This window comes from Paenibacillus caui (genome assembly GCF_019904135.1).
Taxonomy (GTDB): Bacteria; Bacillota; Bacilli; order Paenibacillales; family Paenibacillaceae; genus Fontibacillus; species Fontibacillus caui.
Genome location: NZ_JAIOGQ010000011.1, coordinates 27,318 through 51,924, shown reverse-complemented (window position 1 = coordinate 51,924; position 24,607 = coordinate 27,318). Strand labels below are relative to the sequence as shown.

Annotated in this window: 22 protein-coding genes; 4 read left to right on the top strand and 18 right to left on the bottom strand. The window is 52.5% G+C overall.

The window, feature by feature from the left end; all coding sequences use genetic code 11:
- Nucleotides 1-5: 5 nt before the first annotated feature.
- From K7397_RS08450 to K7397_RS08440, 3 genes are all read right to left on the bottom strand, one after another.
- Nucleotides 6-1,205, bottom strand: a complete 1,200-nt coding sequence (locus tag K7397_RS08450; RefSeq protein ID WP_223067507.1) for an MFS transporter — start codon at nt 1,203-1,205, stop codon at nt 6-8.
- A 79-nt stretch (nt 1,206-1,284) separates the two neighbouring features.
- Complete coding sequence (locus K7397_RS08445; protein ID WP_223067506.1) at nt 1,285-1,671, bottom strand: MerR family transcriptional regulator; 387 nt, start codon at nt 1,669-1,671, stop codon at nt 1,285-1,287.
- 59 nt (nt 1,672-1,730) lie between these two features.
- The gene (locus K7397_RS08440; RefSeq protein WP_223067505.1) at nt 1,731-2,120 is read right to left on the bottom strand and encodes a winged helix-turn-helix transcriptional regulator; all 390 of its coding nucleotides are present in this window, start codon (nt 2,118-2,120) and stop codon (nt 1,731-1,733) included.
- Nucleotides 2,121-2,236: 116 nt separating this feature from the next.
- Here K7397_RS08440 and K7397_RS08435 point away from each other — a divergent pair, with 116 nt between their 5' ends.
- Nucleotides 2,237-3,259 (top strand): zinc-dependent alcohol dehydrogenase family protein, encoded by a 1,023-nt coding sequence (locus K7397_RS08435; RefSeq protein WP_223067504.1) that lies wholly within the window; start codon nt 2,237-2,239, stop codon nt 3,257-3,259.
- Between the two features lie 108 nt (nt 3,260-3,367).
- Here the strand turns inward: K7397_RS08435 and K7397_RS08430 are convergent, their stop codons facing one another.
- The gene (locus K7397_RS08430) at nt 3,368-6,499 is read right to left on the bottom strand and encodes an S-layer homology domain-containing protein (protein ID WP_223067503.1); all 3,132 of its coding nucleotides are present in this window, start codon (nt 6,497-6,499) and stop codon (nt 3,368-3,370) included.
- Between the two features lie 282 nt (nt 6,500-6,781).
- Between K7397_RS08430 and K7397_RS08425 the strand changes: the two genes are divergently transcribed.
- Nucleotides 6,782-8,155 (top strand): hypothetical protein, encoded by a 1,374-nt coding sequence (locus K7397_RS08425; protein WP_223067502.1) that lies wholly within the window; start codon nt 6,782-6,784, stop codon nt 8,153-8,155.
- A gap of 318 nt (nt 8,156-8,473) precedes the next feature.
- On the opposite strand, the gene K7397_RS08420 is transcribed toward K7397_RS08425, so the two are convergent.
- Both K7397_RS08420 and K7397_RS08415 read right to left on the bottom strand, forming a co-directional pair.
- On the bottom strand, nt 8,474-9,586 hold the full coding sequence (locus K7397_RS08420; protein WP_223067501.1) for an NADH:flavin oxidoreductase: 1,113 nt from the start codon (nt 9,584-9,586) through the stop codon (nt 8,474-8,476).
- Nucleotides 9,587-9,691: 105 nt separating this feature from the next.
- On the bottom strand, nt 9,692-10,024 hold the full coding sequence (locus tag K7397_RS08415) for an ArsR/SmtB family transcription factor (RefSeq protein ID WP_223067500.1): 333 nt from the start codon (nt 10,022-10,024) through the stop codon (nt 9,692-9,694).
- 547 nt (nt 10,025-10,571) lie between these two features.
- On the opposite strand from K7397_RS08415, the gene K7397_RS08410 reads away from it, so the two are divergent.
- Nucleotides 10,572-11,264: a transposase gene (locus K7397_RS08410; protein WP_223067499.1), complete on the top strand. Its 693-nt coding sequence runs from the start codon at nt 10,572-10,574 to the stop codon at nt 11,262-11,264.
- 96 nt (nt 11,265-11,360) lie between these two features.
- Here the strand turns inward: K7397_RS08410 and K7397_RS08405 are convergent, their stop codons facing one another.
- On the bottom strand, nt 11,361-11,954 hold the full coding sequence (locus K7397_RS08405) for a TetR/AcrR family transcriptional regulator (protein ID WP_223067573.1): 594 nt from the start codon (nt 11,952-11,954) through the stop codon (nt 11,361-11,363).
- 253 nt (nt 11,955-12,207) lie between these two features.
- Between K7397_RS08405 and K7397_RS08400 the strand changes: the two genes are divergently transcribed.
- Complete coding sequence (locus K7397_RS08400) at nt 12,208-13,455, top strand: MFS transporter (protein WP_223067572.1); 1,248 nt, start codon at nt 12,208-12,210, stop codon at nt 13,453-13,455.
- Between the two features lie 86 nt (nt 13,456-13,541).
- Here the strand turns inward: K7397_RS08400 and K7397_RS08395 are convergent, their stop codons facing one another.
- The 11 genes from K7397_RS08395 to K7397_RS08345 form a co-directional block, all read right to left on the bottom strand.
- On the bottom strand, nt 13,542-14,288 hold the full coding sequence (locus K7397_RS08395; protein WP_223067498.1) for a 4'-phosphopantetheinyl transferase family protein: 747 nt from the start codon (nt 14,286-14,288) through the stop codon (nt 13,542-13,544).
- Nucleotides 14,251-15,576, bottom strand: coding sequence for an MFS transporter (locus K7397_RS08390; RefSeq protein ID WP_223067497.1), 1,326 nt, complete (start codon nt 15,574-15,576; stop codon nt 14,251-14,253). Before K7397_RS08390 ends, K7397_RS08395 begins: the two co-directional genes overlap by 38 nt.
- Before the next feature lie 30 nt (nt 15,577-15,606).
- Nucleotides 15,607-16,233: a TetR/AcrR family transcriptional regulator gene (locus K7397_RS08385; protein ID WP_223067571.1), complete on the bottom strand. Its 627-nt coding sequence runs from the start codon at nt 16,231-16,233 to the stop codon at nt 15,607-15,609.
- A 67-nt stretch (nt 16,234-16,300) separates the two neighbouring features.
- Nucleotides 16,301-17,068 carry an ABC transporter ATP-binding protein gene (locus K7397_RS08380; RefSeq protein WP_223067496.1) on the bottom strand — a complete coding sequence of 256 codons (768 nt, stop codon included), beginning with the start codon at nt 17,066-17,068 and terminating at the stop codon, nt 16,301-16,303.
- A 15-nt stretch (nt 17,069-17,083) separates the two neighbouring features.
- On the bottom strand, nt 17,084-19,402 hold the full coding sequence (locus K7397_RS08375) for an ABC transporter permease (protein WP_237690779.1): 2,319 nt from the start codon (nt 19,400-19,402) through the stop codon (nt 17,084-17,086).
- A gap of 32 nt (nt 19,403-19,434) precedes the next feature.
- On the bottom strand, nt 19,435-20,181 hold the full coding sequence (locus K7397_RS08370) for a thioesterase II family protein (RefSeq protein WP_223067495.1): 747 nt from the start codon (nt 20,179-20,181) through the stop codon (nt 19,435-19,437).
- A gap of 15 nt (nt 20,182-20,196) precedes the next feature.
- Nucleotides 20,197-21,030, bottom strand: coding sequence for a hypothetical protein (locus K7397_RS08365; protein WP_223067494.1), 834 nt, complete (start codon nt 21,028-21,030; stop codon nt 20,197-20,199).
- Nucleotides 21,023-21,289, bottom strand: a complete 267-nt coding sequence (locus K7397_RS08360) for an acyl carrier protein (RefSeq protein ID WP_223067493.1) — start codon at nt 21,287-21,289, stop codon at nt 21,023-21,025. The genes K7397_RS08365 and K7397_RS08360 overlap by 8 nt, the downstream gene beginning before the upstream one ends.
- Entirely contained in the window at nt 21,252-22,352 is a 1,101-nt protein-coding gene (locus K7397_RS08355) for an HAD-IIIC family phosphatase (RefSeq protein ID WP_223067492.1), read from the bottom strand. The genes K7397_RS08360 and K7397_RS08355 overlap by 38 nt, the downstream gene beginning before the upstream one ends.
- A 15-nt stretch (nt 22,353-22,367) precedes the next feature.
- Nucleotides 22,368-23,219, bottom strand: coding sequence for a 3-hydroxyacyl-CoA dehydrogenase family protein (locus K7397_RS08350; protein ID WP_223067491.1), 852 nt, complete (start codon nt 23,217-23,219; stop codon nt 22,368-22,370).
- A gap of 35 nt (nt 23,220-23,254) precedes the next feature.
- Nucleotides 23,255-24,574, bottom strand: a complete 1,320-nt coding sequence (locus tag K7397_RS08345; protein ID WP_223067490.1) for an aspartate aminotransferase family protein — start codon at nt 24,572-24,574, stop codon at nt 23,255-23,257.
- Nucleotides 24,575-24,607 lie beyond the last annotated feature (33 nt).

Sequence of the window (24,607 nt, the reverse complement as noted above, 5' to 3'; positions counted from 1 at the left end):
TTCAATTAATTTAATTGAGCCGCCCTTATTCCATCGTCGTTCGGCATGCGTTTCGCGCTCCATATCGTGACGGTTGCCGCTGCGACCATAATCGCCGCGAGTGTCCAGCATAAAGCCGCGAATCCAAAAGGCATAAGTGTTGTAGCCATAATGGGGCCTAAGCTGGCTCCGACAAATATAAAAAATCCGTAAAGCGCGATGGCCATCCCCCGGGCTCTGGCGCCGAGTATTCCAATCCGGGAAACGATCGAAGGCACGGCCAAAGCGATTCCCGCTACGAAGACAACCGTCGAAGCAACAAGCAGCGGTATCGGAGCACTCGACAGCACCGCTTCACAAGCCAGACCGGCCGCTGCAACGAGAAAGCCCGCTGTCAGGACGTAAGCCGCCCCGAACCGCCGAATCCATGTCCCGCAGAACAATGCGCACACGATTCCCAGCATGCTGATCAGCCTGATCCATAACAGTTGCCCGGCTTCCAGGTTTAAATGCTTCACCGCGTATTCGTTCAAGCCCGTGTACATCGCGACAAAGCTCATCAAGATGCTTATCGCTGCCGCGTAAGCCACTAACAGCGCCGGAATTTTAACCAGGATGCGAAAATGATCCAAAACGGCCGGGCGAGTCTCGGTCCGGACCGAATCCGCTTTTCCTTTTGGCAGCCAGATCGAGACGATAATAAGCAGGGCGTATACAGCGCTCAAGCCCCCGAATACCGCGGCCCACCCCCATTTTGCAGCAACTTGTGCAGAAAAGATCTGACCGATCGCGCCCGCAAGCAGAAAACCGCTGCTTATGTAAGAGATGACGGACGGTCTATGGGATGCAGGGATTACGTCGCTTACGTAAGCCAGAGCCACAGGCGGAAACGAAGCGGCGAGAAAACCTTGCACGGCTCGAAGGGTAAGGAACATCGCAAACGAGGATGCGAACTCGATTAATATGCTGCATACCGTAAGAAGGACGAGTCCGGATAATATCAAATACTTTTTGGGAACCCTGTCGGACAATGTGCCGAAGAATAGATTCCCGACGGCAAAAGCCAGGCTGAATGCGCTGCTTGCCCAAGCCGTCTGAACCTGGCTCACACTAAATGCGGCGCCCAGATACGGAGTCAGCGGAATCAACACGTAGAGCAGTGAAACCACGGCAATCCCCGTGATGGTCAGGACCGCCGCCGTATAGGTCAGACCAAGTTTTTTCATCAGAAAAGACCTCCTTCTTACACTAATATGACGTTGACGTTAACGTAATGGTATGGTGAAAAAAATGGAGCGAATTCGCTCATGACGAAATTTCATCGATCATAAGCTGAATCCGGGCCATGCTCGCCACAATCTCTTCTCTGAATTGAGCCAGCGCCTCCATTTTTTTATCGGTTTCCTCCAAATGCTTCGCCAGAATTTCCAGCACTTTTTGCTTCCCTTTAATCATCGTCGGCTCTTTAAAATACAAATCGATAACGGACTGAATTTCTTCCAAACTAAGGCCCAGTTTTTTGAGCATATCGATTTTGTACAGACGCTTTAAAGAGTCCTCCGTATAATAATGAAATCCATTGCCTTGTTGCTCGACGTTTCCGAGTAATCCCAGCTGTTGATAGTGGCGAACAGTCCGAGGCGTGACACCGGCTCTGCGAGCCAGCTCACCGATCAGCATTTTTTGCTCCATTTGAACCCCCAACCATTACGTTAACGTTATTGTTAGTATAGAGAGTGAAATCCGGATTGTCAATCTTGCTCTTGTGCATTTATGTGGTCATAAGCTCTTCTTGCCTGCTCCACCAGCGGATAATGGGCGTTCGTCCACTGTCTGAAGCCTCGTATGTGGGGCATCAGCGTTTCAGCGAGCGGGGTAAGCTCATATTCGACCGTCGGGGGCACCGAAGGAAGGACACTCCGCTTGACAAAACCGTCCCGCTCCAACTGCCGCAGCGTTTGGGTCAGCATTTTTTGCGATATCCCCTCTATGCGCTTTCCGATCTCTCCGTAACGCATTCTTCCGTCATCCAAAGCGTGCAGGACCAGTACGGTCCACTTGCTTGAGATGATTTCGAGAACTCTTCGATAACCGCATGCGGATATCGAAAGATCGGGTTTGAATACCGCTTCATTGGCCATTCATGTTCTCTCCTTCCGCACCAAAAGGTTTGTTTTGCACCAAAAAGTGCCTCCTTACTTAATTTTAGTTATTGCATTATTGTGTGTCTATACCCAAGTAAAGGAGAGATTTCACCATGAAATCCTTTGTCATTCAAAATGGCTTCGGGCTGGAGCATGTGTCGCTGGCGGAACGTCCGGTACCTGTTCCGGGACCGGGAGAAGCATTGATCAAACTGCGGGCGGCGTCGCTCAATTCTCGGGACCTGGGCGTGGTTGGCGGGTTTTACTTCCCTAAGGATAAGCTTCCGCTCATTCCTGTTTCGGACGGCGTGGGCGAGGTCGTGGCGTTGGGGGAACAGACGGCGCGGCTGGCGCGGCTGCGAATCGGCGACCGCGTCAACGGGACATTCTCGCAGCGCTGGATTTCCGGCGATCCGACGGAGGAATGGCTTTCCGGAACGCTCGGCGGACCTCTGGATGGCATGCTGACCGAATATGCCGTCCTGCATGAAGACGGGCTGGTACGCGTTCCGGAGCATTTAACGGATGAGGAAGCCGCAACGCTTCCCTGTGCAGGCGTGACAGCATGGCAGGCACTGGTTGCAGCAGGCCATATAAAAGCCGGCGACACGGTTCTCGTGCAAGGAACCGGCGGCGTCTCCCTCTTTGCGATCCAATTTGCAAAGATGCAAGGCGCCAAAGTAATAGTAACATCGAGCAGCGACGACAAGCTGGAACGCGCGAAACAGCTTGGCGCCGATTTCGGTATCAATTACCGCACAACCCCTGAATGGGACAAAGCAGCGCTGGAGTGGACTAACGGGCGCGGGGCCGACCACGTTGTCGATCTTGGCGGGGCGGCTACGCTGAACCGCTCGGTTGGAGCCGTCCGGTTTGGCGGACGGATCAGCCTCATCGGCATCCTGTCGGGTGCGGCGGTGGAAGACTTTCAGCTTATTCCCGTTTTCCAGAAAAGAGTCCGGCTGCAAGGCATTAACGTCGGAAACCGCGATATGTTCGAAGCGATGAACAGGGCCATCGAACATATCAAGCTGCGGCCCGTCATCGACCGCGTATTTCCGTTTGAACAATCGATCGAAGCGCTAAGATACTTGGACAAGGGGACGTACTTCGGAAAAATATGCATCAAATTTTGACTGGAAACTTTCTCTTGTTGTCCCAACCCAGGCCCAAGCGTAAAAAAAGCGGCACAGCTGTGGATCGTCTTCCATAGGAGCGATTCGCGCTATGCCGCTTTTTTTCATCTATTGCTGATCCGTTTGAATCTGTTCGCTTAATGAGAGCATCCGGAGCAGCAGTACGGCCGCTTCCGCTCGGGTAACCGCTTCATGCGGCGCAAACCGGCTGCCGCTTCTGCCAATCATCAATCCATTCTGCTGTGCTGCCGCCACTTTATCCTTCGCCCACGCCGGAATGCTGTCCGCATCGGCAAAGGCTAAGCCATGCACGGCGACCAGTCCCAGAGCGCGGGCCGCTATAACCGCCATTTCGGCGCGGCTGACCTGCGCATTTGGACGAAATGTACCGTCCGGATAGCCGTTTACAATGCCTGCCTTGATGGCCAGTCCCGCCTCGGCGGCCGCCCAGGAAGGGATATCGTCTTGAAAAGGAAGGCTCACCCCTTCCCCGTGCAGCTGCAGGCCACGAACCAGCATGACCGTGAACTCCAGGCGGGTCACGTGAAGGTCAGGACGAAACGTGCCGTCCGGATAGCCGGTCACCAGACACTTTTGCGCGGCTTGTTCGATATCCTTCGCGCCCCAATGCCCTTTAATATCGGTAAAAGCGATAGCAGATACGCGGCAGGCAGCAGCGGCCCGGGTCACTACAACATGGTAGCTCTTGCTTGATCCGTTCTCAGCCGTAACCGTGATCCGGATCTCGTTATCCCCCTCATTCAGGGGAATCGCTCCCGAGGGCTGGCTGCTCTTGACGGGCTGTCCATTGACTTGCACTGTTGCCTTTGCGTCCGCTGTTTCCGGTGTGACCGTTACGAAATCGACGTTACCCGCGACCTCTGCCCTATAGCTCGTAATGTCAGGCGTAAAATCCGGTGTTAATTTCGGTGTCAAGTCCCCGGCCGATAACTTCAATCCGCGCAGATCGGCATTATTCGATCTCACGTATTCCCGTTCCTTTGGACTTGGACTGCTCGATGCGGCAGCCCGAATCACATTTACCGTGTATACGTTGGCCGATCCGTCCTCAGCCGCAACGGTTATCGTAAAGACGTTATTTCCTACTGATAACTGCGGATCGCCTTCCACTTTTACAGTCGAGGCCGGGTCATACACCGCAGCCGTTACCGTCACATGGCTCCTTCGATACGGTAAATTGTAGGTGTAGCCGGTTACAGTCGGTTCAAAGCCGGGCAGCTCCTCTCCGTCAATAAAGATGCCGCTTAATGTCGCATTGCTGCTCATCGGGGCGGCCCGTACCACATTCACCGTATATACGTTTACCGATTCGTCCTCCGCCGTAACGGTCAACTTGAAGATGTTATCTCCTACCGCTAACTGCGGATCGCCTTCCACCTTCACAATCGAGGCCGAATCGTACACTACAGCCGTTACCGTCACATGATCCCTTCCATTCGGTACGTTGTACGTGTAGCTTGTCACAGTCGGTTCAAAGCCGGGGAGCTCCTCCCCATCGATATAGATGCCGCTTAAGGTCGCATTGCTGCTGGGAATCCCCTTAACCTCCACCGTTTGTGAGCTTGTCACTCCATTTACCTTGGCAGCTGCTGTCAGGGTGACCTTTCCCGGCGACGACGGTGCCGTAAATGTAGCATGAAAATTCCCGTCTTGATCCGTTGTGACGGTATTGGGTTCGAAGCTCCCTGCGTCCGCCTCCAGGTTGAGGTCGGCCCCGAAGACTGCTTCACGATTGCTGTCATATACGCTGCCGGTGACCGAAACCTGACCGCCCGGCACAGTACTGTCCGGTACACCCTCCAGCGTGATCGCCGCGGGAACCCGGAACACTGGCGTCTCTGCCGGATAGCTGACCCGATCATCCTTGCTCGTTGAAATACCGAATTGGTTAGGCAGGTAGTTCTCTCCGTCAGGATTGATCATCCCTTTGACGGCGAGGGTTACGGGTGAAGATGCGTCAATATTGACCGGAGTCGTGACCGTTACAGCGCCCGCCCCAGCCTGTACGATATCTACAGCAGGCTGCCCATTAACGGAATAAGCGGAGGCCTGTTCCGGGAAATGCGTTCCCGAAGGCGCCCGGAGCGTGATCGTATCGCTGCCGCCCGTTAGTCCGCCGATCGGGCTCGTATTAAAGCGGGCGGTCCATACCGCGGTTCCTCCTGCCGCATTAATATCCGATTCGATCCGGACATGAGTGACCATCGGCAGCTGCGCTGTCCAAACCTCTCCGTTGACCAGCACCAGCTGCTTCCGGTCATCGTCCAGCGCCATGGCCAAGCCTGCCCTTTTCACCGGCAGCAGGCCTGGGACTTTACTCCAGGAGTCACCGTCCCAGCTCCAGGTTTCGTCGGTTGATTGCCCCCTTAACATCCCGCCAAACAAGCTTACGTTGTAACCGTCATATGCCGCCCCCATATAACTTCGGGCAGAAGGCGGATTGGTCGGCTGTTTCTCCGTCCAATTTGACCCGTCCCATACCCAAGTATCGTTATAATAATTACTGTGCTTCGTATCGTCTCCACCGAACAGCACCACTTCGCGGTGTGCCCCGTCATACACCATCCCCGAAGCCTGGCGCGGACTGGGAGCGTTCTCAGGAAATTTTTGAATCCAATCCGTTCCGTTCCACACCCACGTTTCATTGACGACATCGCTATTGGCGATCATGCCCCCGAACATGACAACTTCTCCATTCGCCCCGTCATAGGTGATGAGCGGACTATCGCTCGGAGTCGGAGTATGGGCGGTTATTAACCTCTCCCACTTTTTCCCGTCCCATTTCCATGTATCGCCCAGCCTATTGTTGTCTTGGCCAAGACCGCCAAACATCAATACATATCCATGAGCTTCATCGTAGACCATTCCGGGATAGGCCCGGGCGGATGGCCAGTTAGCCGTTCCGGCATCGGTCATACCGGGAGGCGTCACATTTGTCCAAGTCTGATGGTCGCCGTCCCAAATCCACATTTCATTGAAGCATTTGTCCCTGCAGAGGTAGCTTGTGCCGGGAATGCCTCCGAACAACCCGATTTGCCGATTGGCTTTGTCGTACACGATTCCCGGGAAAAATCTCTCCGAAGGGATCGTTCCACTTACCTTCGTCCAACGATACGTCTCGCCTGCATCTGCCGCGAGCGCCTGCGTGGGCAGCAGCGTTACTGCGCCGATCCAGAGAGCCAGCAACAGGATCAAAAAACGGCGGCTCATGGCCATCATAGTTTCACCTCCTTTATTAATCCGTACGATTATTACTTTAAAGGATAAAAGGACATTAACAATCACCCTCCGGGTATAGAGGGGGATAGATTTTTAAACATTTTTATTTGAAATTCAGTTCGTTTCGTTGGCCCCCTGAATCGTCTCGTGCATCTCGCCGCCGATAGATAGAGGCGCACTATTCCATAGGCCATAAAAAGTTCCGGTCCATGCGCCTATCAGCCCAGTTCCGAATATACTGCACCTAAAGAACGTTTGGTAAAGCTTGAGGAGGGTATATTCATGCAAAATATAGAGACATCGCGGCCGGACGGGACCGGAGCGATAGCCTATACGTCTAACCGCGGAGGGACTTTTGAAATTTGGCTCTATCTGCCATTGACCGCTTCAACCTATCCGCTTACCCGCGGGATCGGAGAAGATTTTTCCATTCCTTATTGGTCGCCGGATAGCCGGAAAATAGCCTTTATCGGGAAACGCAGCCTCATTTATCTGGTGGATGCGAGGACAGAATCCGTGGCACAAATCGATCAGATTGAGCCGTTCACACTCCTTGACTGGTCACCGGACAGCCGGCTGCTCAGTTATGTAAAAGACGGACGGATTATCATTTACAATACGATCTCCCATACCAGCAGCACGATCTTTCAGGAAGGGGCCTCCGATGTCCAGTGGTTTCCTTCAGGCAGAGAGCTATTGTTTGCCGCGCCGGATTCATCCGGGATCAGCCAGCTCTACCGAATAAACCTAGACGGAACGAATAAAAGACAGCTGACCCGGAACACGGAAGGCCCGATGCATAACGTCAGACTATCGCCTGACGGCAGATTCGCACTCTTCACTTCGCCCGGCGTCAGCATTTCCATCATCACGACGGTTGATCTGGCTTCGGGCCAAACCTACACGCTGGAAGGCGGACCGCTTGCCAAAAATTATTTTCCGGAATGGTCCCCTGATTCTTCGCTGATCGCCTACAGCGCTACCGCAATGTCTCAAAATACGTATTATTCTCTCATCCAAACCGATGCCAAAACGGGCGGGCAGATGCGGACGCGGGCCGTCTCGAATTGCTTCGCTACCCCTGTAACCTGGTCCCCGGACGGAAACCGCATCGCTTATTTATCCGGATGCGGAATCCAAGAACCGGCTAGTCAAATGTGGGTTGTCGATCTTCGTAATCCGGTGCCGTTCAAAATCGTTGAAGGAGGACGCATTTCGGCCCTGCAGTGGTCCCCGTCTGTATTTGCCTTCCCGAGGTTTAACTTATTCGCCAGTCCAACATACCGGGTATCGTTCTTCTATCCGGCAGGCTGGCGCAAAGTGACGGAGGAACGCTACGAAGGACCGGACGGCTTTTTCCAAATTTCCGCGATCTCTTCAGAGGATCCACTGAATGAAGTATGCCGTGCGGAAGCTTTTCACCCTTTAAGGCCCTACGGCTCCTCCCCTCGAATCATAATGACAAGGATCCAATCCCAGGAAGCCTGCTTCATATTCCCGTCGGCCGACCAACCGGCAGAGATGAGAAATCAGGCCGCTCTGATCGCCAAATACCCTCGCCCCGTTCCGATCCAAGGGACCTTCTACCAATATTTCGTCCTGTGGGCGGACCGTGAACACATCGTGGCGCTGGCCCGAGGGCTTAGGTTTATTTGAGACATATATCTCGGGCACGTCATCAGCGGCCAGCTGAATTTGGTATGGAACGAATGCAATGCGTTTGCCCCCTCATATCTCTGCCTATCTGAACGGCAGGAAGAACTTTGCCCCGACATCGGTACCGGCCCCGCTATATCGCCATGAGTGATGAAAATGAAGCCGAGGATGCGGTAGTCCCTGCCCGGAAAAAAGCGGCTCCGCCTGCATAACGCAAGGCAGAGCCGCTTGTTTATATTGAAAAAGGCCTTTTCGGACTAAGGTCCGAAAAGGCCTTGATACTTAAGCAGGCTGTGCTGCCGGGCACTCAGCGCCCGATCAGTTCAGCGTGGCGAGAGACTCCCGCGTGAACGGCAGCAGTTCTTCAGTTCGGCCGTCGCGGATCTTGGCCGCCCAGGCCGGGTCGCTCAGCAGCGCGCGACCTACGGCGACGAGGTCGAACTCTCCGCGCTCCAGACGCTGGAGCAGGTTCTCGATGCTGGCAGCCTTCGCGCCCTTGCCCTCCTCGAACAGACTTGTTAAATCGGAGTCCAAGCCGACGGAACCTACGGTAATAGCCGGCTTGCCGGTCAGCTTGCGCGTCCAACCCGCCAGGTTGAGGTCCGAGCCCTCGAACTCCGGCTCCCAGAAACGGCGCGTAGAGGCATGGAAGATATCGACGCCTGCCGCAGAGAGCGGTGCTAGGAAGCGCTCCAACTCCTCTGGGTTCGCTGCCAGCTTGGCGCCGTAATTAACCGGCTTGAATTGGGAGAAGCGGAAGATTATCGGGAAGTCGGGGCCGACCGCGGCTCGCACCGCCTCGATAACCTCCACCGCGAATCGGGTACGGCCAACCAGATCGCCGCCATACTCATCCGTGCGCTTGTTGGTGACGTCCCAGAAGAACTGGTCAATCAGGTAGCCGTGCGCGCCGTGGATCTCTACCGCGTCAAAGCCGATGCGCTTCGCGTCGGCAGCGGCCTGGGCATAAGCCTGCACGAGACCGCGAATCTCTTCTACCGTCAGCGGCTCCGATACCGGCTCCCCGGTTAGGCTGAGACCCGACGGCCCGATTGGATCGTCATTCGAGTCCGGGAATTTCTCCCTCTCCCGGGCCGTGCCGGTATGCCAGATCTGCGGAGCGATTTTGCCGCCGGCTTCATGCACTTCGCGGACGACGCGGGCCCATCCTTCCAGAGCTTCCTCCCCGTAAAAATGCGGCACGTCCTGGTCAGCCGCCGCAGCCGGATGGTTAATGACCGTTCCTTCGGTAATGATGAGGCCGACGCCGTTTTCCGCTCTCCTACGGTAATATCCGGCCACGCCGGGACCTGGAATGCCTTTCGGCGAAAAGCTGCGGGTCATCGGAGCCATGACAATTCGATTTTCAAGCTTCAGTCGGCCGCCTTCAAAAGGCTTGAACAGAGCCGCCGCTGTTTTGGATACAGTCATCTTATTCTCTCCTCCTGTTTAGACAAGGATTATACGTTCATCTATAAATATAAATATATAGATTAATAAATGTAAATGCAAGCCATTTGGAGAAAATTTTTGGAGCTACTTCTTTTCGGCCTGCAACCTGGCGGCAAAGTCCTCCAAAAAAGCCGTGATCGCCTCTTCATTGCGCCTGTAATAAGTCCATTGGCCATAGCGTCGGGACTCCAGCAGTCCGGCCTTCTGCATGGAGGACAAATACGAAGAGATAACCGACTGCGTCAGACCGGATTTTTCCTGAATGGTTCCCACGCAGACGCCGCCCGGGAACTCTTCTTTGATGACTGTCGGCAGATTCTCGTTCATCTGTTCCGGCTCGCGCAGCCAGCAAAGGATGTTGAGGCGGGTCTCATTAGACAGAGCCTTCAGCACTGCAAGCATATCTTCATTTTTCATGACTTAGACACCCATTCCTTGTTGTTTGTTCCAGTATATCAAAAGTTCCGCTCATGAGAAAAAGATTCAGGGACAATTGTTGTACAGAGGGAGCCAAACCAGCATGAGCAAAAATCTCCCGGATAAAGGGTTCACACCCTCTCTTCGGCATGATGAAGGGGCTACCGGCTAACTTCCGAATTGGAATCGGCAGCTATTCTATTTTACGCCAGAAAAAAACTCCAGGGGGAGATGTGATTTTAGCGGTTCTAGGCTTGGCGATTCTCTTGACATCGCTAGCGTTTTTGCTATATTTCTATCTCATTCATAGTGTAGGTCCAGTGAAAACACTCAGTATCACATGTTTAGTAATCTTGGATGGCCAAGGCTTATTTTAACGTGATGCAACGAGAAGCCCCCTCCTCTATAGGATGCGGGATGAATCGGTGCCTTCTGGCTTACGCAATAAAAAAAACATTTGGATTTAAATCCCTTCCCTTACAAAAAAAACGAACATATGTGTGGTATAATAGAAAGGAAACATTTGTTCTGAAGGGAGGGCGATACTTTGATTCGCGTGCTGAAAACCACATTCCGTGTCAGCTCAGAGGATCGGGACCGATTGTTTGCTTGCAATCGCATTTGCGCACAAATTTGGAACGATTGTCTCCATATCGCTAAAAGTCACTTTTTGGAACACGGGAAGTGGATCAATCGGACAGAGCTCCAGAAAGCGACCAAACGGAAATATCCGATCCATAGCCAGAGCATCCAAGCCGTATGCCATAAATACTTGGATGCGAGAGACAATGCGTGTGAAGCCAAACGGAAAGGACACTCTCATATCCGTTACCCTTATCAAACAAAGAAGCATTATCCAACGAAGTGGGCGGCAGATGGGTTTACAGTCCATGAGAACGGACGTATCGAACTTTCGCTGGGCATTCACGAAGGCAAACGTCGAAAGCCGATTGTCGTCTGGGTTAAACGTATTCCAGCCGGTGTAGCCAAAGAGATTGAACTGATCTATGACCGCGGTTTGCAGCTTTGCATCGCCTATGAGGACGGGAAACAGCCTGCCGAGGTGAAAGGAATGCAAATGGCAGCCGTGGACCCTGGGGAAATCCATTCGGTTGCAGCTGTGACGGAAGCGGGCGATGGATTGATCGTGACTGGACGCAAGCTGCGCAGTATCAAACGGCTGCGAAACAAGAAGCTTAAGGAACTGCAGGACCGGGCCATGGTTATACCATGTTGCTGAATGAACGTAAGGTTCTGTACACCGTTCCTTGGAACAGTTGTCGATAACAGATAACCTGGGTGGCAGGAGCCGGACGCTATTCAGAAGCCGCCACCTCTACAGGTGGGGGAGGTTCACTAATGACAATACCGCAGCTACAGAATTATCTACAAAAGAGCGCTCTGGACGAGATTTCATCAACACGGTGAGTCCAATTAATGTAGTGACCAGCGTCTGTGCTAACAGCTTAGCATTTAGACTGCTTTCAAGTTCACCTGACCGGATCCCTCGGACAAGCGCTTCTTGAAATATGACCGTAAGATACATCTGATGCTCCCTCGTAAGGATTTCAAATTTCTCATCGTGAGGAGCCAATTCAACCATTGTATTAATGCAAAAACATCCCTTGTGCTGACTTTCTTTGTATTCCTCTTCCACCAAATCTTCAAAAAATGCTCGAATTGCTTCTTTTACAGATGGATATTTTTGAAGCTTTGTTCGGATGTCAGATGCATGTAAGTTTGTATATTTTCGCAATGCAGCTTCAAACAACTGTTCTTTGTCCCCGAAAGCCGAGTATAGACTTGGGCGTTGTATCCCCATTTTGGCGGTTAAATCGCTTAATGATGTAGCCGCGTATCCTTTCTCCCAAAAAAGCTGCATAGCAGCATCCAATGCTTTTTCCTCATCAAATTCACGCTGCCGAACCATTCTATTTTCCCTCTCTTCAAAAAAACAAAGTTTCTTCGCCAACGAATCCATCTTTATATACCGATCAGTATGTTATAATCTTATTTGATACGTATAAATTTGTCAAATCATGATCATTTTTCAGTAAGAGAGCAAAAAAAATTACGCAAATCACTTGACCCTAAACTTTCCAATGGTTAAAATGATCGAGAATCTTTTTGTACCAATCGGTATATTATATTACCAAGCAAATTTAAGGGGGATGCAGATCATGATGAACGCTGAAGAAAAAACAACCATGATTGCCGAGCATCGCGATGATCGGTTACAATCGGGATCCAGCAAAGCTATGCCTCGCTATATGGCACTATTGTTTGCAATAGCTTGCGGAATGGCTGTTGCAAACATATACTTCGCTCACCCGCTGCTGGGCGCTCTATCCAATGAATTCAGGATTGGTCACTCCACGATCGGAATTGTGATTACCATTACTCAAGTCTGTTATGCACTGGGATTACTGCTGCTAGTTCCGCTTGGCGATTTATTGAATCAACGCCGGTTGATTATTGGCCAAATCCTGATGTCCATTGTTGCTCTAATTATGATTGGAACCGCCCCCTCAAGCATAGTACTTTTTATTGGTCTGGCTGCGGCAGGAATGTTTGCCACTGTTACACAGACGCTCGTCGCATACGCATCTACGTTGTCTCCTCCAGCAGAGCGTGGACGGATAGTAGGTTTTGTTACAAGCGGAGTTGTCATAGGGATTCTCCTTGCACGAACATTTGCCGGCATATTGACTGATCTGGGCGGTTGGCGTTCGGTCTATCTTACCTCTTCTGCACTCATGCTCTTCATAGCTGGTTTGTTATACCGGGAATTACCGGATTTGGGGTACAAGCGAACGTCTATGTCCTATCCGAAGCTGCTGCGCTCTGTTCTCTTGTTATTCGTACAAGAAAGGATCCTGCGTATTCGGGGAATACTGGCGCTGCTGATTTTTACTTCCTTTAGTATTCTATGGACTTCATTAGTGCTGCCTCTTAGTGCCGCGCCATATTCTCTTCCCCACACCGCGATTGGAGCGTTTGGACTGGCCGGCGTTGCCGGAGCATTGGCAGCTGCGCGAGCTGGGCGTCTGGCTGATCGGGGATTAGGGCAATGCACAACCGGCATAGCGCTTGCTTTATTGCTAACATCATGGTTCCTAATCAGATTGACCGAACACTCCCTGCTCGCATTAGCAATTGGCGTTATTCTTCTTGACCTGGCTGTGCAGGCCGTGCATGTCACCAACCAAAGTATGATTTTTACAGTACGTCCCGAAGCGAGAAGTCGGCTTACCGCTGCTTACATGATTTTTTATTCTATTGGCAGTGCGACAGGTTCAATTATTTCAACTCATATTTACGCAAACTATGGATGGAACGGAGTATGTTTATTAGGTGCGTCTGTCAGCGCTGTTGCTCTTTTGTTTTGGGCAATAACCTTCCAGTTAACAAAGCAGGAATTAAAGAAATAATACCTGGTAGTGCCCGTCACGATCGCCTTGTTATAGGTATGACAGCGCCCCGCCTGCGTCATTCCATGCCGTAAAACCGGACATTCCTAGGACAGAAAGGTCTCGACCAGGACTTCGATATCCAACGTTTCGACCGTACAGCCGCAAATCGGGAGGGTCGAGCAGACCGTCGCATAATACCCGTTATCCCAGCACAGGGGGGTAAAATACCAATCTCGTTCTCCTGCCGAAAGCTGTTGAATCAGCTCTCCGTTCACAACTGTCGTGAAGCTGTCCAACGGGATGCTTAATCCCTTGCCGACGGCCTTGATATAGCTCTCCTTGTAGGTCCATATCTCATAAAATTTGGCGATGGTTTGCTCTTCCGACGGTTGATTCCTGATAAGCTGATACTCCTCGCCGGAAAAAAAACGTCTCGCCAGCTCCGGATCGATCGGAGCTGTCCTCTCCACATCGATACCGATCGCCTGCGTGCTGACCGCAGCTACGACCCAGGTACCGGCATGGGATATATTGAATTCCAGCGTCGAAGTCGGCTGCAGAAGGAAGGGCTTGCCGTAGCGGTTGCGCGTAAATACAAGGTCGGCCTGCGAAACGCCAAGCGTCTCAGCAATCATCGTCCTGGCAAGCAGCTCCCCGGCCAAACTGCGGAACCGGTCCTCCTCAAATACGAACCTGGCGGCTTTCTCATTTCCGGTCCGCCGGATCAGCGCTTCCACCTGATGCGCGGGGAAAGCTGTTATATTCACTGCGTTTACTTTAACCACGGCCCCTGCCGCGGAAGACAAATATATATTATTCATGGGCAATCGGCGAAGGATCCGTCGGAACAATATGGATCCCATCCTCCAAAGATTTGATGGATCTCAGGCGGGAGGTAATTCCCGCAATCAGCATCACAAAGATGCCTGCAACAATGAACAGCAGCGCGATTCCCCGTCCCTGCCCAACACCGATAATCGAGCCTACGCTTGAAGCCAGCGCTCCTCCTTCCACCAGCAGGGGATTAAAGATACGGTCGGCCAAAAAGCCGGCCAGGCAATAGGCGATTACAAAGCCGATCTGCGACAGAATGCCGATGATCCCCCAGACTCTTCCCTGCGTATCGTTCGGAATGTTTTTGCGCACCAGCACATCTGCACTCGTATTGACGAACGGAAGCGAGCCCAGAAAGAGAAATCCGGCAAAGATAATGAAATAGATATTCGTGGACACCCCCAGTAATGAAAAGGCCAATCCGGATAAAACCAGGCCGAGAACGAGCATAACGGCGTATTTCCGCGTAATGGTGAACACACCGATGCACAGACTGCTGATCAGCATACCGATCGCACTGACCGACTGGAAGGTGCCAAGCGTCTTGGCATCGGAAAACGACAGGATCATCGGGCCAATCAGCGTCTCCAGGAAGCCGAGATAGAAGGTAATGACCGAAATGATCGTAACCAGCAGCAAGACCCCTTTGTTGGTCCGGATCGTATGCCATCCATCCTTCATCTCCGACAGCCATGGCTTGTTGTCTGAAGGATCCCGTTTGACCTTCATGCTCTTTCGGATGACCAATACGGCAAGAATGGCGATCAGGAAGGTCAGAATATTGATGATCATGATCGTCTCGATCGTCGTTACGCTGAGCAGAATCCCTGCGATAATCGGTGAAAACAGAAACTTGGAGGATTCAGCCAATTGGACCAGACCACTGCCCTTGGAGAATTGCTCCTCTGTCAGCAGATCTGTAGCCGAGGCCTTATAGGCCGGGCTCTGCAGCGCGGAGAATACGGAGCTGAAGGCGATGCCCACGTAAATATGCCAAAGCTCCGTGATGCCGGTCAGCATGGTCGACAAAATAAAGACCAGACCTAGCGCGGAGCCCAAATCCCCGACAATCATCATCGTGCGCCGGTCAAAACGGTCCGCGAGAACCCCCCCGATCGGTCTGAGCAGTATATTCGGCACGAAGGAAAACAGTGTAATCAAAGCAACGCTGGTCGCCGTATGCGTCTTCTCAAAGGCATAGACCCCAAGTGAAAAGGCCGTTAGGCCCACACCGATCATCGAGATCAATTGCCCGCACCACACGGTTAGAAATTTGCCAAACGACTTCTGTCCGGTTTGTTCCATCTTCCCATTCCCCTTTCCTATTCCAAGTGATTAGTTTTGAAGCAATTCCGCCAGATAGGAAAAGCTGCCGGCCTCCGCGCCCAAGGTTCTCTCCAGGATATAAATAAAAGCCTGGGCCTTCCGTACCATGTCCTCCTCGCTCCACCTAAAAATGCCTCGGTCCAGCAGAAATTGCGATGATACCAGCAAAAATTCCACCACCTCCTGGGGGGCCGGCGTATGAAAGACCCCTTCCTCATTTCCTTGCTCCACAACACCGGCTAAAATCGGACTTAACCGGATAATGGTCTCCACCAGACTTTTTTGATGCATTTCCACATTGCTGACGTGGTGGAGTTGCTCGATCATGTCACTTTTATGGCCGGAATCCTGGTTCTGGAACACGATAATCCGAAACAGTTTGTCATGCGCGTTTAGTTCCGGATCAGCCGCTATGCGTTCCGCCGCCGCGACTCCGTTGTTAATGAACCGCGTGACAATCGCATCCATCACCTCTTCCTTGGATTGAAAATGGTAGTAAAACGTTCCCTTGGCGATGCTTACCTCCTGCAAAATATCAAGTATCGTAGTTTTCGCATATCCTTTCGACACAAACAATTTCTCTGCCGCGTCCAGAATTTCGCTCCGGCGTTCGGCGGGACTCTTCAGCACCCTCATAGTGTCCATACTCCCCCTTTTCAGGTAGACCGACTGTCAGTCTATAGTGGTCCTATAAAGGCTATCGCTAGAAACCCATCTCCCCTAGCCATTGGTTCAGCTTGCTTTCTCGCTGCTTCAGATCATCCTTGCCCTTCGCATACTTGCCCAGGGAATAATTGGCCACCAGCCTGCCATCCACCATGAACAGCACGCGCTCGGACCGGGCCGCCACCTTCACATCATGCGTGACGAGCAGAATCGTAGTGCCGGCGGCATTGATATCTGCCAGTATCTCCATAATTTCCTGAGTTGAACGCGAGTTCAAGGCTCCGGTCGGCTCATCGCCAAACAAAATATCCGGATTGTTGATCAATGCCCTGCAGATAGCCGCTCTTTGCAGTTGTCCTCCGGAGACCTGGGTAATATTATGGCCGGACAGTTCTTCGATTCCCACCTTCTTCATCAGACCGACCGCCCGCCGATTGATGGCTTCCCTGCTGCTGCTCTTGGCCAGATAGGCGGACAGCACGATATTGTCCAGAATATTGAGGTTCTTCAGCAGATGAATGTGTTGAAAAATAAAGCCCATCTTGGTCAAACGCAGCTGAGCCAGCGCCTTCTCCGAACAGGAGGTGATTTCCTTGCCGCCAAAGTATACTTTTCCTCCGCTTACCTGATCCATGCCGCTGATGCTGTACAGCAGAGTCGATTTCCCCGAGCCGGAGGGGCCCATTACGGAGACGAATTCTCCTTTGTCCAGCTGCAGATTAATGTCCTTCAAAATGCTGCTTTGCTCATTCCTTGCGGTCACATAGGTTTTGTTCACATCGCGGGCTTCCAGAATGGTAACCATGGTTATCCTCCTTATTCAACAATCATCTTGGATATGCTGGATTCTTTCATGGATTGAATGCTTGCCAGCGTCGTCAGTATGACCGTCGACCGGGCAGAGCAGGTAAGCCTGAACCGGGTTGACGATGAATGCGATCTTCGATGCCCCGAAGAACGACATAATCCCGCTGATCAACATTTGTCCCACCGTATTGGACAGGACCGTGCCGAGCAGGATACCGGTTACCAGCACCGTCAGCGACATCGTTACGTACTGGAGCTTGATGCGGGACAGTGCAAAGCCGAGGCTGCGCAGAATGGCAATTTGGCCATTGTCCTTGGAAATCAGCATTTTCAAAAATAAAGAGGTGATCAGGATCGACACGCATACCGCTATGGCAAGCGCCAGCACAGTGACCAGCTTCAACTGGCTGATTGTGCCCCCGAGCGTTTGATGCAGATACCCTTGCAAATCCGTTACCTTAGCCGGATAGAACGCCTGCTCATACTCCGAGATTTTGTCGGCAATCTTGACGCCGTCCTTCACATCCAGGCTGACAACATACCATAATACAGCCTCTTTATTATATGGCAGCAGTGCTTTGGCCGTTCTGCCTCCGTTCGTGACATCCTGGTATACTCCGCTGACCGTCATCGTTTTCTTCTGTCCATTTACGATCAGCACGACGGTATCGCCCGTCTTTTTGCCCATTTCTTTGCTGTTGGCATAGGAAAGGGCGAGCTCATTCTCGCGATTCGGAGCGGCGCCTTCCGTATAATCCAGAGGAAAAATCGTAAAATCACCGGTCTCAACACTCAGGTTATCCAGTGCTCCCTCGCTGTTCAGTACCTTGAACTGGCTGGTCACCAGCGGCGAATAGGCGGCTGCGTCCTGGTCGGCCTGCACATACTCCAGCAGTTCACGGTATCTTTCCTCCACATCCTCCGAATGACGCAAATCAATGCGGATATCGCTTTGCCCGACTCCCATATAGGAAACAAAGCTCGGGGCCTGGATCGTATTCAGGAAGTTGACCGGCACAATGATGATGAAGGAACTGACGATGAACACGAATAACAGCAGACGGAACATTTTCAAACGCTGAACTACATCCTTCAGGCCGAGAAACACCGGTACGGAGAACCAGCGGCTGCTTGAAAGACGAAGGCGGTTCCGGCTGATCCGCGTCTCTCCCAAATTTCCGGAGCGCAGCGCCTCCACCGCCGAAATATGGTTGAACCGTCGCAGCACCAGCCGGCAAAAAAATACAACCATAGCGAAAATAACGCCCACAAACAGCAGTGCCACAATCGGCTGGAGCAGCGTCCGCGGGGCTGTGCCCATATAGAGCATAATATTGGCCATGAAGAACCGCTGCACGATGAACGACAGGAAATAACCGATCACGCCGGCCAAGGCGGCCATCACCACGTATTTCATCATGTACAGCCGCTTGATGTCCCGCTGGCTGATCCCGATCGCCTTCATGACGCTGATTTCCCGGTAATCCTCCTCGATCGTCGCCAGCATCGTAAAACGGATGCACAGGATGGCGATCACGTTCAAAATCAGGCTGACCAGAATAATGACCGCGGCTACCACTCCGTCCGTCAAGGCATTAAGCATCTTGAACAGATTGTAGTCAACCATCGGTCCCTGCTTGGGCAGATCGGAGGCCTGATATTCGCTGGCAAAGGTGCTGATGGCACCTGGATCGTTTAAGCGAAACTCGATTAAATACTCGCGCTCTCCGGTGTCGTGCCGCAGCAGTTGAAAGTCGCCCTCACTCACGACAAACCGTTTGGAGTGAACAATCGATGGATTCATTTGCGCATCCCGCACAAAATCGGTAATGGTGAATTCCTTGGTGAAAGTCCCGTCCGCAATCCGGATTTTGTCGCCTAGTCTCAAGTTTCTTTGCTGCATATAATAGACCGGCACGGCAATTTCGCCGTCCCCGACCCTGATAATCTCGCTGTGCAAATTGAGCAGGAAATCAAAGTCCCTATTTTGCGTCACAAAATCGTTGTCCATTACGCTGTTCTTCTCGGACTCGGCACCCATGTATATATTCGAGCCGTCGATATTCACCATCTCCACGACCTGATGGCTTTCGACCAGAGCGCTTTCTTTGGCAAAGCGGCTGATCTTCTCCCGATCCAGCTCCCCGGCATGCATCTGGACAAAATGCGGAGTCCTGGCTTCCGAGAATAGATAATTGATCGAGCCGACCAATTCCATGATCATTTTCGCTCCCGAGGAAACGAGAAGCGCGGCCAGCAAAATAAAAATAAACAGGGCGACGCTAATTCCTTTTTTCCTTAAAAAATCGTTTTTCAACATTCTGGCTAACATGAACTTGGGCTGCTCCTTTCTGGAATCACTAATCAACGGCTGGTCTGAGCAAGCAAACGTGCCAAATGATCGGCCACGACTGCCGGTTGGTACATCACAAACATATGGGAGCCGTCCTTGATCGGGATCAACTGTATTTCGTTCGCAAAATACCTCACCCAACCTATAGCCGATGAAAGAGACACGGTTCTGTCCCGCTCCCCCCAAAGATAATAAGCCGGAACGGCCAGCGGTGCATGATTGAGGGTGGAGGAAGAATACAGCACCTTAAAATCCGCGTGAATGACGGGAAGAAAGTAACCGAGCAGTTCCCTTTCGCGGACCAATTCCTCCGGCAGCCCGCCATACGAAATCAGTTGATCGATCAGCCGATCGTCCGGCAGCTCATGATACCGCGTCTCGCCACACTCATAGGGAGGGTTGCAGGCTGAAAGCACCAGTCTGAACGTCGCGGCATGGGGATGCTCCCCGGCTAGGAGTCTCTCAGCCGTAAAATACGCCACAATCCCCCCCAAGCTATGCCCGAACAGCAGGCATCCAGGCTTGATTACATCAAGGAGCGCTTCATAATAAAGCTGCAGCATTGGCTCTATGTGTTCCAGCGGTTCACCTCCTCCCCGTCCATGACCTGGGGGATTGAACGCCCACACCTCAACATCATCGGGCAGCTCTTCGGCCAGCCCCTGAAAGGAGCCGGCATAACCGCCGAGATAGGGAAAACAAACGAGTTGCTTGCTTCCCCTGCCCTCCTTTAACTTCTCCAGCAGCACTGTTTCCACAGAATGCTCCCCCCATCAGGACTCAACATATGCTGGGAAGGTCTGCAGCGTATAGTCTACCTTCCTACGCTTGAATACGACATGAAGCACGGCGGCTGCGAGCAAGAAAAAGGCGAACTGCATAAGCTGGACCTGCGGGTTAAAATAATACAGCTTGATTTGGCTTCCGGTAGCCACCAGCCAGAATGCCAGCAAATAAAGCAGCAGATTTCCTTTGGTCGCATTGAAGATATAGCTTTGGAACACGATAAAAGCCATCAATTGAATGACATAGTACACATAAGTCGTCGTAGTCCCGAAGGAAGAGATCAAATACCCTGGGAGCACCCACAGCCCGAACAGCAGACCCGTCAGCAGGCCGCTGATGATGTTGCTTTTGAATTTCCCCTGCAAAAACGGAAGCAGAAAGCCGATCCAGCCGAACAGCCCGCCGATCAGACCGGTCTCCTTAAACAGATTCAGGAAGCCGATACGGATCATTTCAGGTACACTATATGTGTTTTCCGGAACCGTTATACCGAACAAGAGGGAGCCGAAGTGCATCGAAAAGGCAAACAAAATGCAGATAGCGACAATAATCGGAATCCAGTACAGGTCCTGCTTTCTCGGCAGCAATTTGGCGAACATTCCCTTCAGCGCGCTGCCGCCGCCCATCAAATAGCAGGTAATCAAGCCGGCGATCGATGGCGAATACAAGGCGATGATCGCGAGCGGATGCATCAAGGTCAGCTCCCCGGTAATCGGCACGATCCAATCTGCAAAGAAAATGAAGAGGCAGGCAATTCCATAGCACATGCCAAAGGAAATACCCAGGAACAAATAGAGAAACTTATTAGAAGATTTACTCATATATAGCTCCTTTCCGGCTCAATTTACGTTCTATGAGCGCATGCAGATTGTTGATCGTGCTGAAATTTTTCAAATCCAGGTCTTCGTTCTCGATCTCGATGCCGAACCTCCTCTCCACGTAATCGACTAGACGCATGGCAAACAGGGAATTGACAAAGCGCAGCTCAAAATAATTGTCATCGTCCGACAACACGGCCCCCTCATGCTCTAGTGAAAGATTCTCACCGATAAATTTCCGGATTTCCTGACGATAATCCATAAACTTCCCCCCTTGGCCCGGCGGACTCTGTCAGTACACGGACCTCAATATATTTCGGGAAATTCCCGACTTGCTGCAGGTTATGGCGGAATACATAATTACCTTCTCCATCCGACGATTCCTCTTGAAAGCCGGAGAACCTGTAGCTGATATTCATCATCCGGTTTCGGCCGGTATCTCGGAAATCCGCCAGCAGCGTCTTTACATGCCCTTTGGCCTCCCGCATTACGTAGGTCAGCAGGACGCTCCCTGCTCCCCGCGACATGACGCGGCAGGACATGAGCAGCATCTTCAGTCTCCAACAGGTTTCCTGCATGTGAATCAGGACAAGTCCAATTTTACCGTAGGTGCCGTATTTGTCCTCCAACTCGCAGACCAACAGTTGATGCTCGGTGGAATGCATCAGCACAAACAATTCATCATAGCTGTAGGTCTTGCCGGTGGCATTTAACTGATTGGTGCGCACCGTCAGTTCTTCCGCTCGCTGAAGGTCCTCCTCGGTGGCCGGATGGATGGTAAATTTCATGCCGAGCGTAGCCAGGAACTGCTCCGAGGGGCCTTGATACTGCTCCTCCGCCCGCTTCCTGAGATAGTCTTGCTGATACATCTGTCGTCGCCGGGCGGAATCGGCGGTAATGAATCGGGGCATCAGCCGCGGATCGTCCAGCAGTGAGATGTACCGGTCGGCATGCAGACAGTTCACGGCAGGGTGAACCGCCTTCACCTCCTCCAGTTCAAATTCCTGGTCATCGATAAACAGAATCGCGTCCATGCCGATATTGATATTGCGCTGGATATTTGCAATCGAGGAGGATTTGGCATTCCAATGGATCTCGGGATAGATGAAAAATTGCTCGAGCCCCAGCTCCTCAAGCTTTCCCCAGGCTGCCCCATAATCATTCTTGCTGGCGATCGAGTGCAGAATCCCGCGCCGATCCAGCGTTTCGATGATTTCCTTGATCCAGGGCCGAAGCTGCACATCCGGCGTTTCCAACAGCACATGATCCCAGATCGTATGGTCCAGATCCCATACGATACACTTGATTTCCTTCTTTCGCTCCACCCGCGCCCCTCCGTCCTAATAATCGTAAAAGCCTCTTCCGCTCTTCCTGCCCCATTGTCCTGCATCCACCATTTTCCGCAGCAGGGGGCAGCATCTGAACTTGGGATCATGGTAGCTGTGATAGAGCACATCCAGTGATTGAACAACTGTATCAAGCCCGATCAAATCGGCCGTCTCCAGCGGCCCCATCTGATGGTTGAAGCCATGCTTGATTATGGCATCCACCTGCTCGGCGGTAGCGATCCCGTCCTGGACGATGAAGGCCGCTTCATTCATCAGCAGATGCGACAGGCGGTTCGAGACGAAGCCGGGCAAATCGTCGATCACCACCGGCTGTTTGCCCAGCGACTGCAGGAACTCAACCATCCCCCGCTCCGTCTGCTCCGACGTATGGTAGCCTCTGATAACCTCCACCATAGTCTTGACCGGGACGGGGTTCATCAGATGCACCCCGATCGCCCGGGACGGATCTGCCAGGAAGGAGGCCAGCTTGGTAATGGAAATGCAGCTCGTATTGATCGCAAAAAATGCGTCTGCGCGGCAAATTTTCGCTAAGCGGGCACATTCGTCGGATTTACCATTTACGTCCTCCGTGGTGTTCTCGATAATGAGATCCGCCTGGGCGATCTCCTCGTCATCGGCGCACAGCGTGATGCGCTCCATAATAGCAGGAAGCGGAACATCCCCGTATCCCTTGTTCAAAAAGCAGGCCGAACGATATTCGCGCCGGATGACGCTGGGCGCGCGCTCAAGGGCCGCCCCGCTGATGTCCTTCAGGAACACTTGATGCCCAGAGCGGGCGATGTCGAGCGCGGTGGCGCAGCCCATAACCCCGGCCCCGATGACGGCAACTGTCCAACTATTCATTTTTCTTCTCCCTTCCCGGCTGGAGACCTGTCCTGCTAGGCAAGCTCGTCCAACCATTCCTTCGCCTCGGCCAGTGCCCCTCCGATCCGTTCGCGGAACCAGGCCACATCCTCCATTCCCAGCATAATATTCGGGTACATCCGCGAAACCGTCGATACGAGAATGCCGTACTCGGCCAGTTTCTGATGCAGCAAAATATCCAGCGACATCAGTTCGAACGTATACTCCGAGGGATGCTCAAGCGGCTTGTTGCAGCAGTGGTAGGAGGCACAGCCCGGAGGACCCTGGATCACCAGCGGCAGGCCGATTCTTGACGCCTCCTCCCGGAAAATATCGTGGATCATCGTTATCCTCTCATTCATCTGCGCGAGCGGCAGTCCGTCATGCTGACCCAGCAGCTCAAGTGTTGCTTTGACCGCAGCGGTCCCAAGCGGATAGCCGTTAAACGTTCCGGCATGAATCACTTTTTTGTCGACCAACAACCGCATGATCTCTTCCTTGCCGACCAACGCCGATACAGGTACGCCGCCGCCGGCGATCGCCTTACCCAGCGTAGTCAGATCGGGCATCACGCCAAAGTGCCGCTGGGCTCCCCCCAGTCCCATGCGGAATCCAGTGATGATCTCGTCAAAGATCAAGACGATTCCATGGTTGTCGCACAATTGCCGGACCCTTTGCAAATAACCCGGTGCCGGCATCACTCCGCCTCCGTTGATGCAGACCGGCTCCATAATCACGGCGGCGATGTCGTCCCCCTGGTGGAGAATCAGTTCCTCCAGCGCCTCCGCATCATTCCAGGGAATCAGATAGGACTGGGTTTCCATTGCATCCCTAGCCCTGCCCTGCGTGCCTTTCAAATCGCCGAAATAATCGGCCGGAATCGGCAGGCCCTTTTTTGGGGACCGGCCTCCCATAATGTTGTCCGCATTGCCGTGATAATGCCCCTCAAAGCGGACAAAGCGGTTCTTTCCCGTCCAGGCACGTGCCAGACGCAAGGCGTTTTGAACGATTTCGGTGCCCGAGAGCCCGAACCGGATCATTTCGGCGGAAGGAACATAACGATGAATCAGTTCGAGCGCCTCCGCATCCATATCGCAGTGGCTGACCGACAGCACTCGATCGATGGTCTCTTTCAAGCGCTCATTGTACTCCGGATGGCCGTGTCCTACGATCAACGCCCCGAAGCGTGCGTATAAATCCAAATATTCGTTGCCGTCCAAATCCGTAACCCGGCTCTTGCTGGCTTTCAGGAAATGAATCGGCGTTTCTTCCCATGGAAGATGAAAATTATAGTGAACGCCGCCAGGCAGCCAGCGCTTCACCCGCTGGTTATAATCCGTCATACCCGTGATCAATGGAACCAACTCCCTTCTTCATCGTTTTTTTGT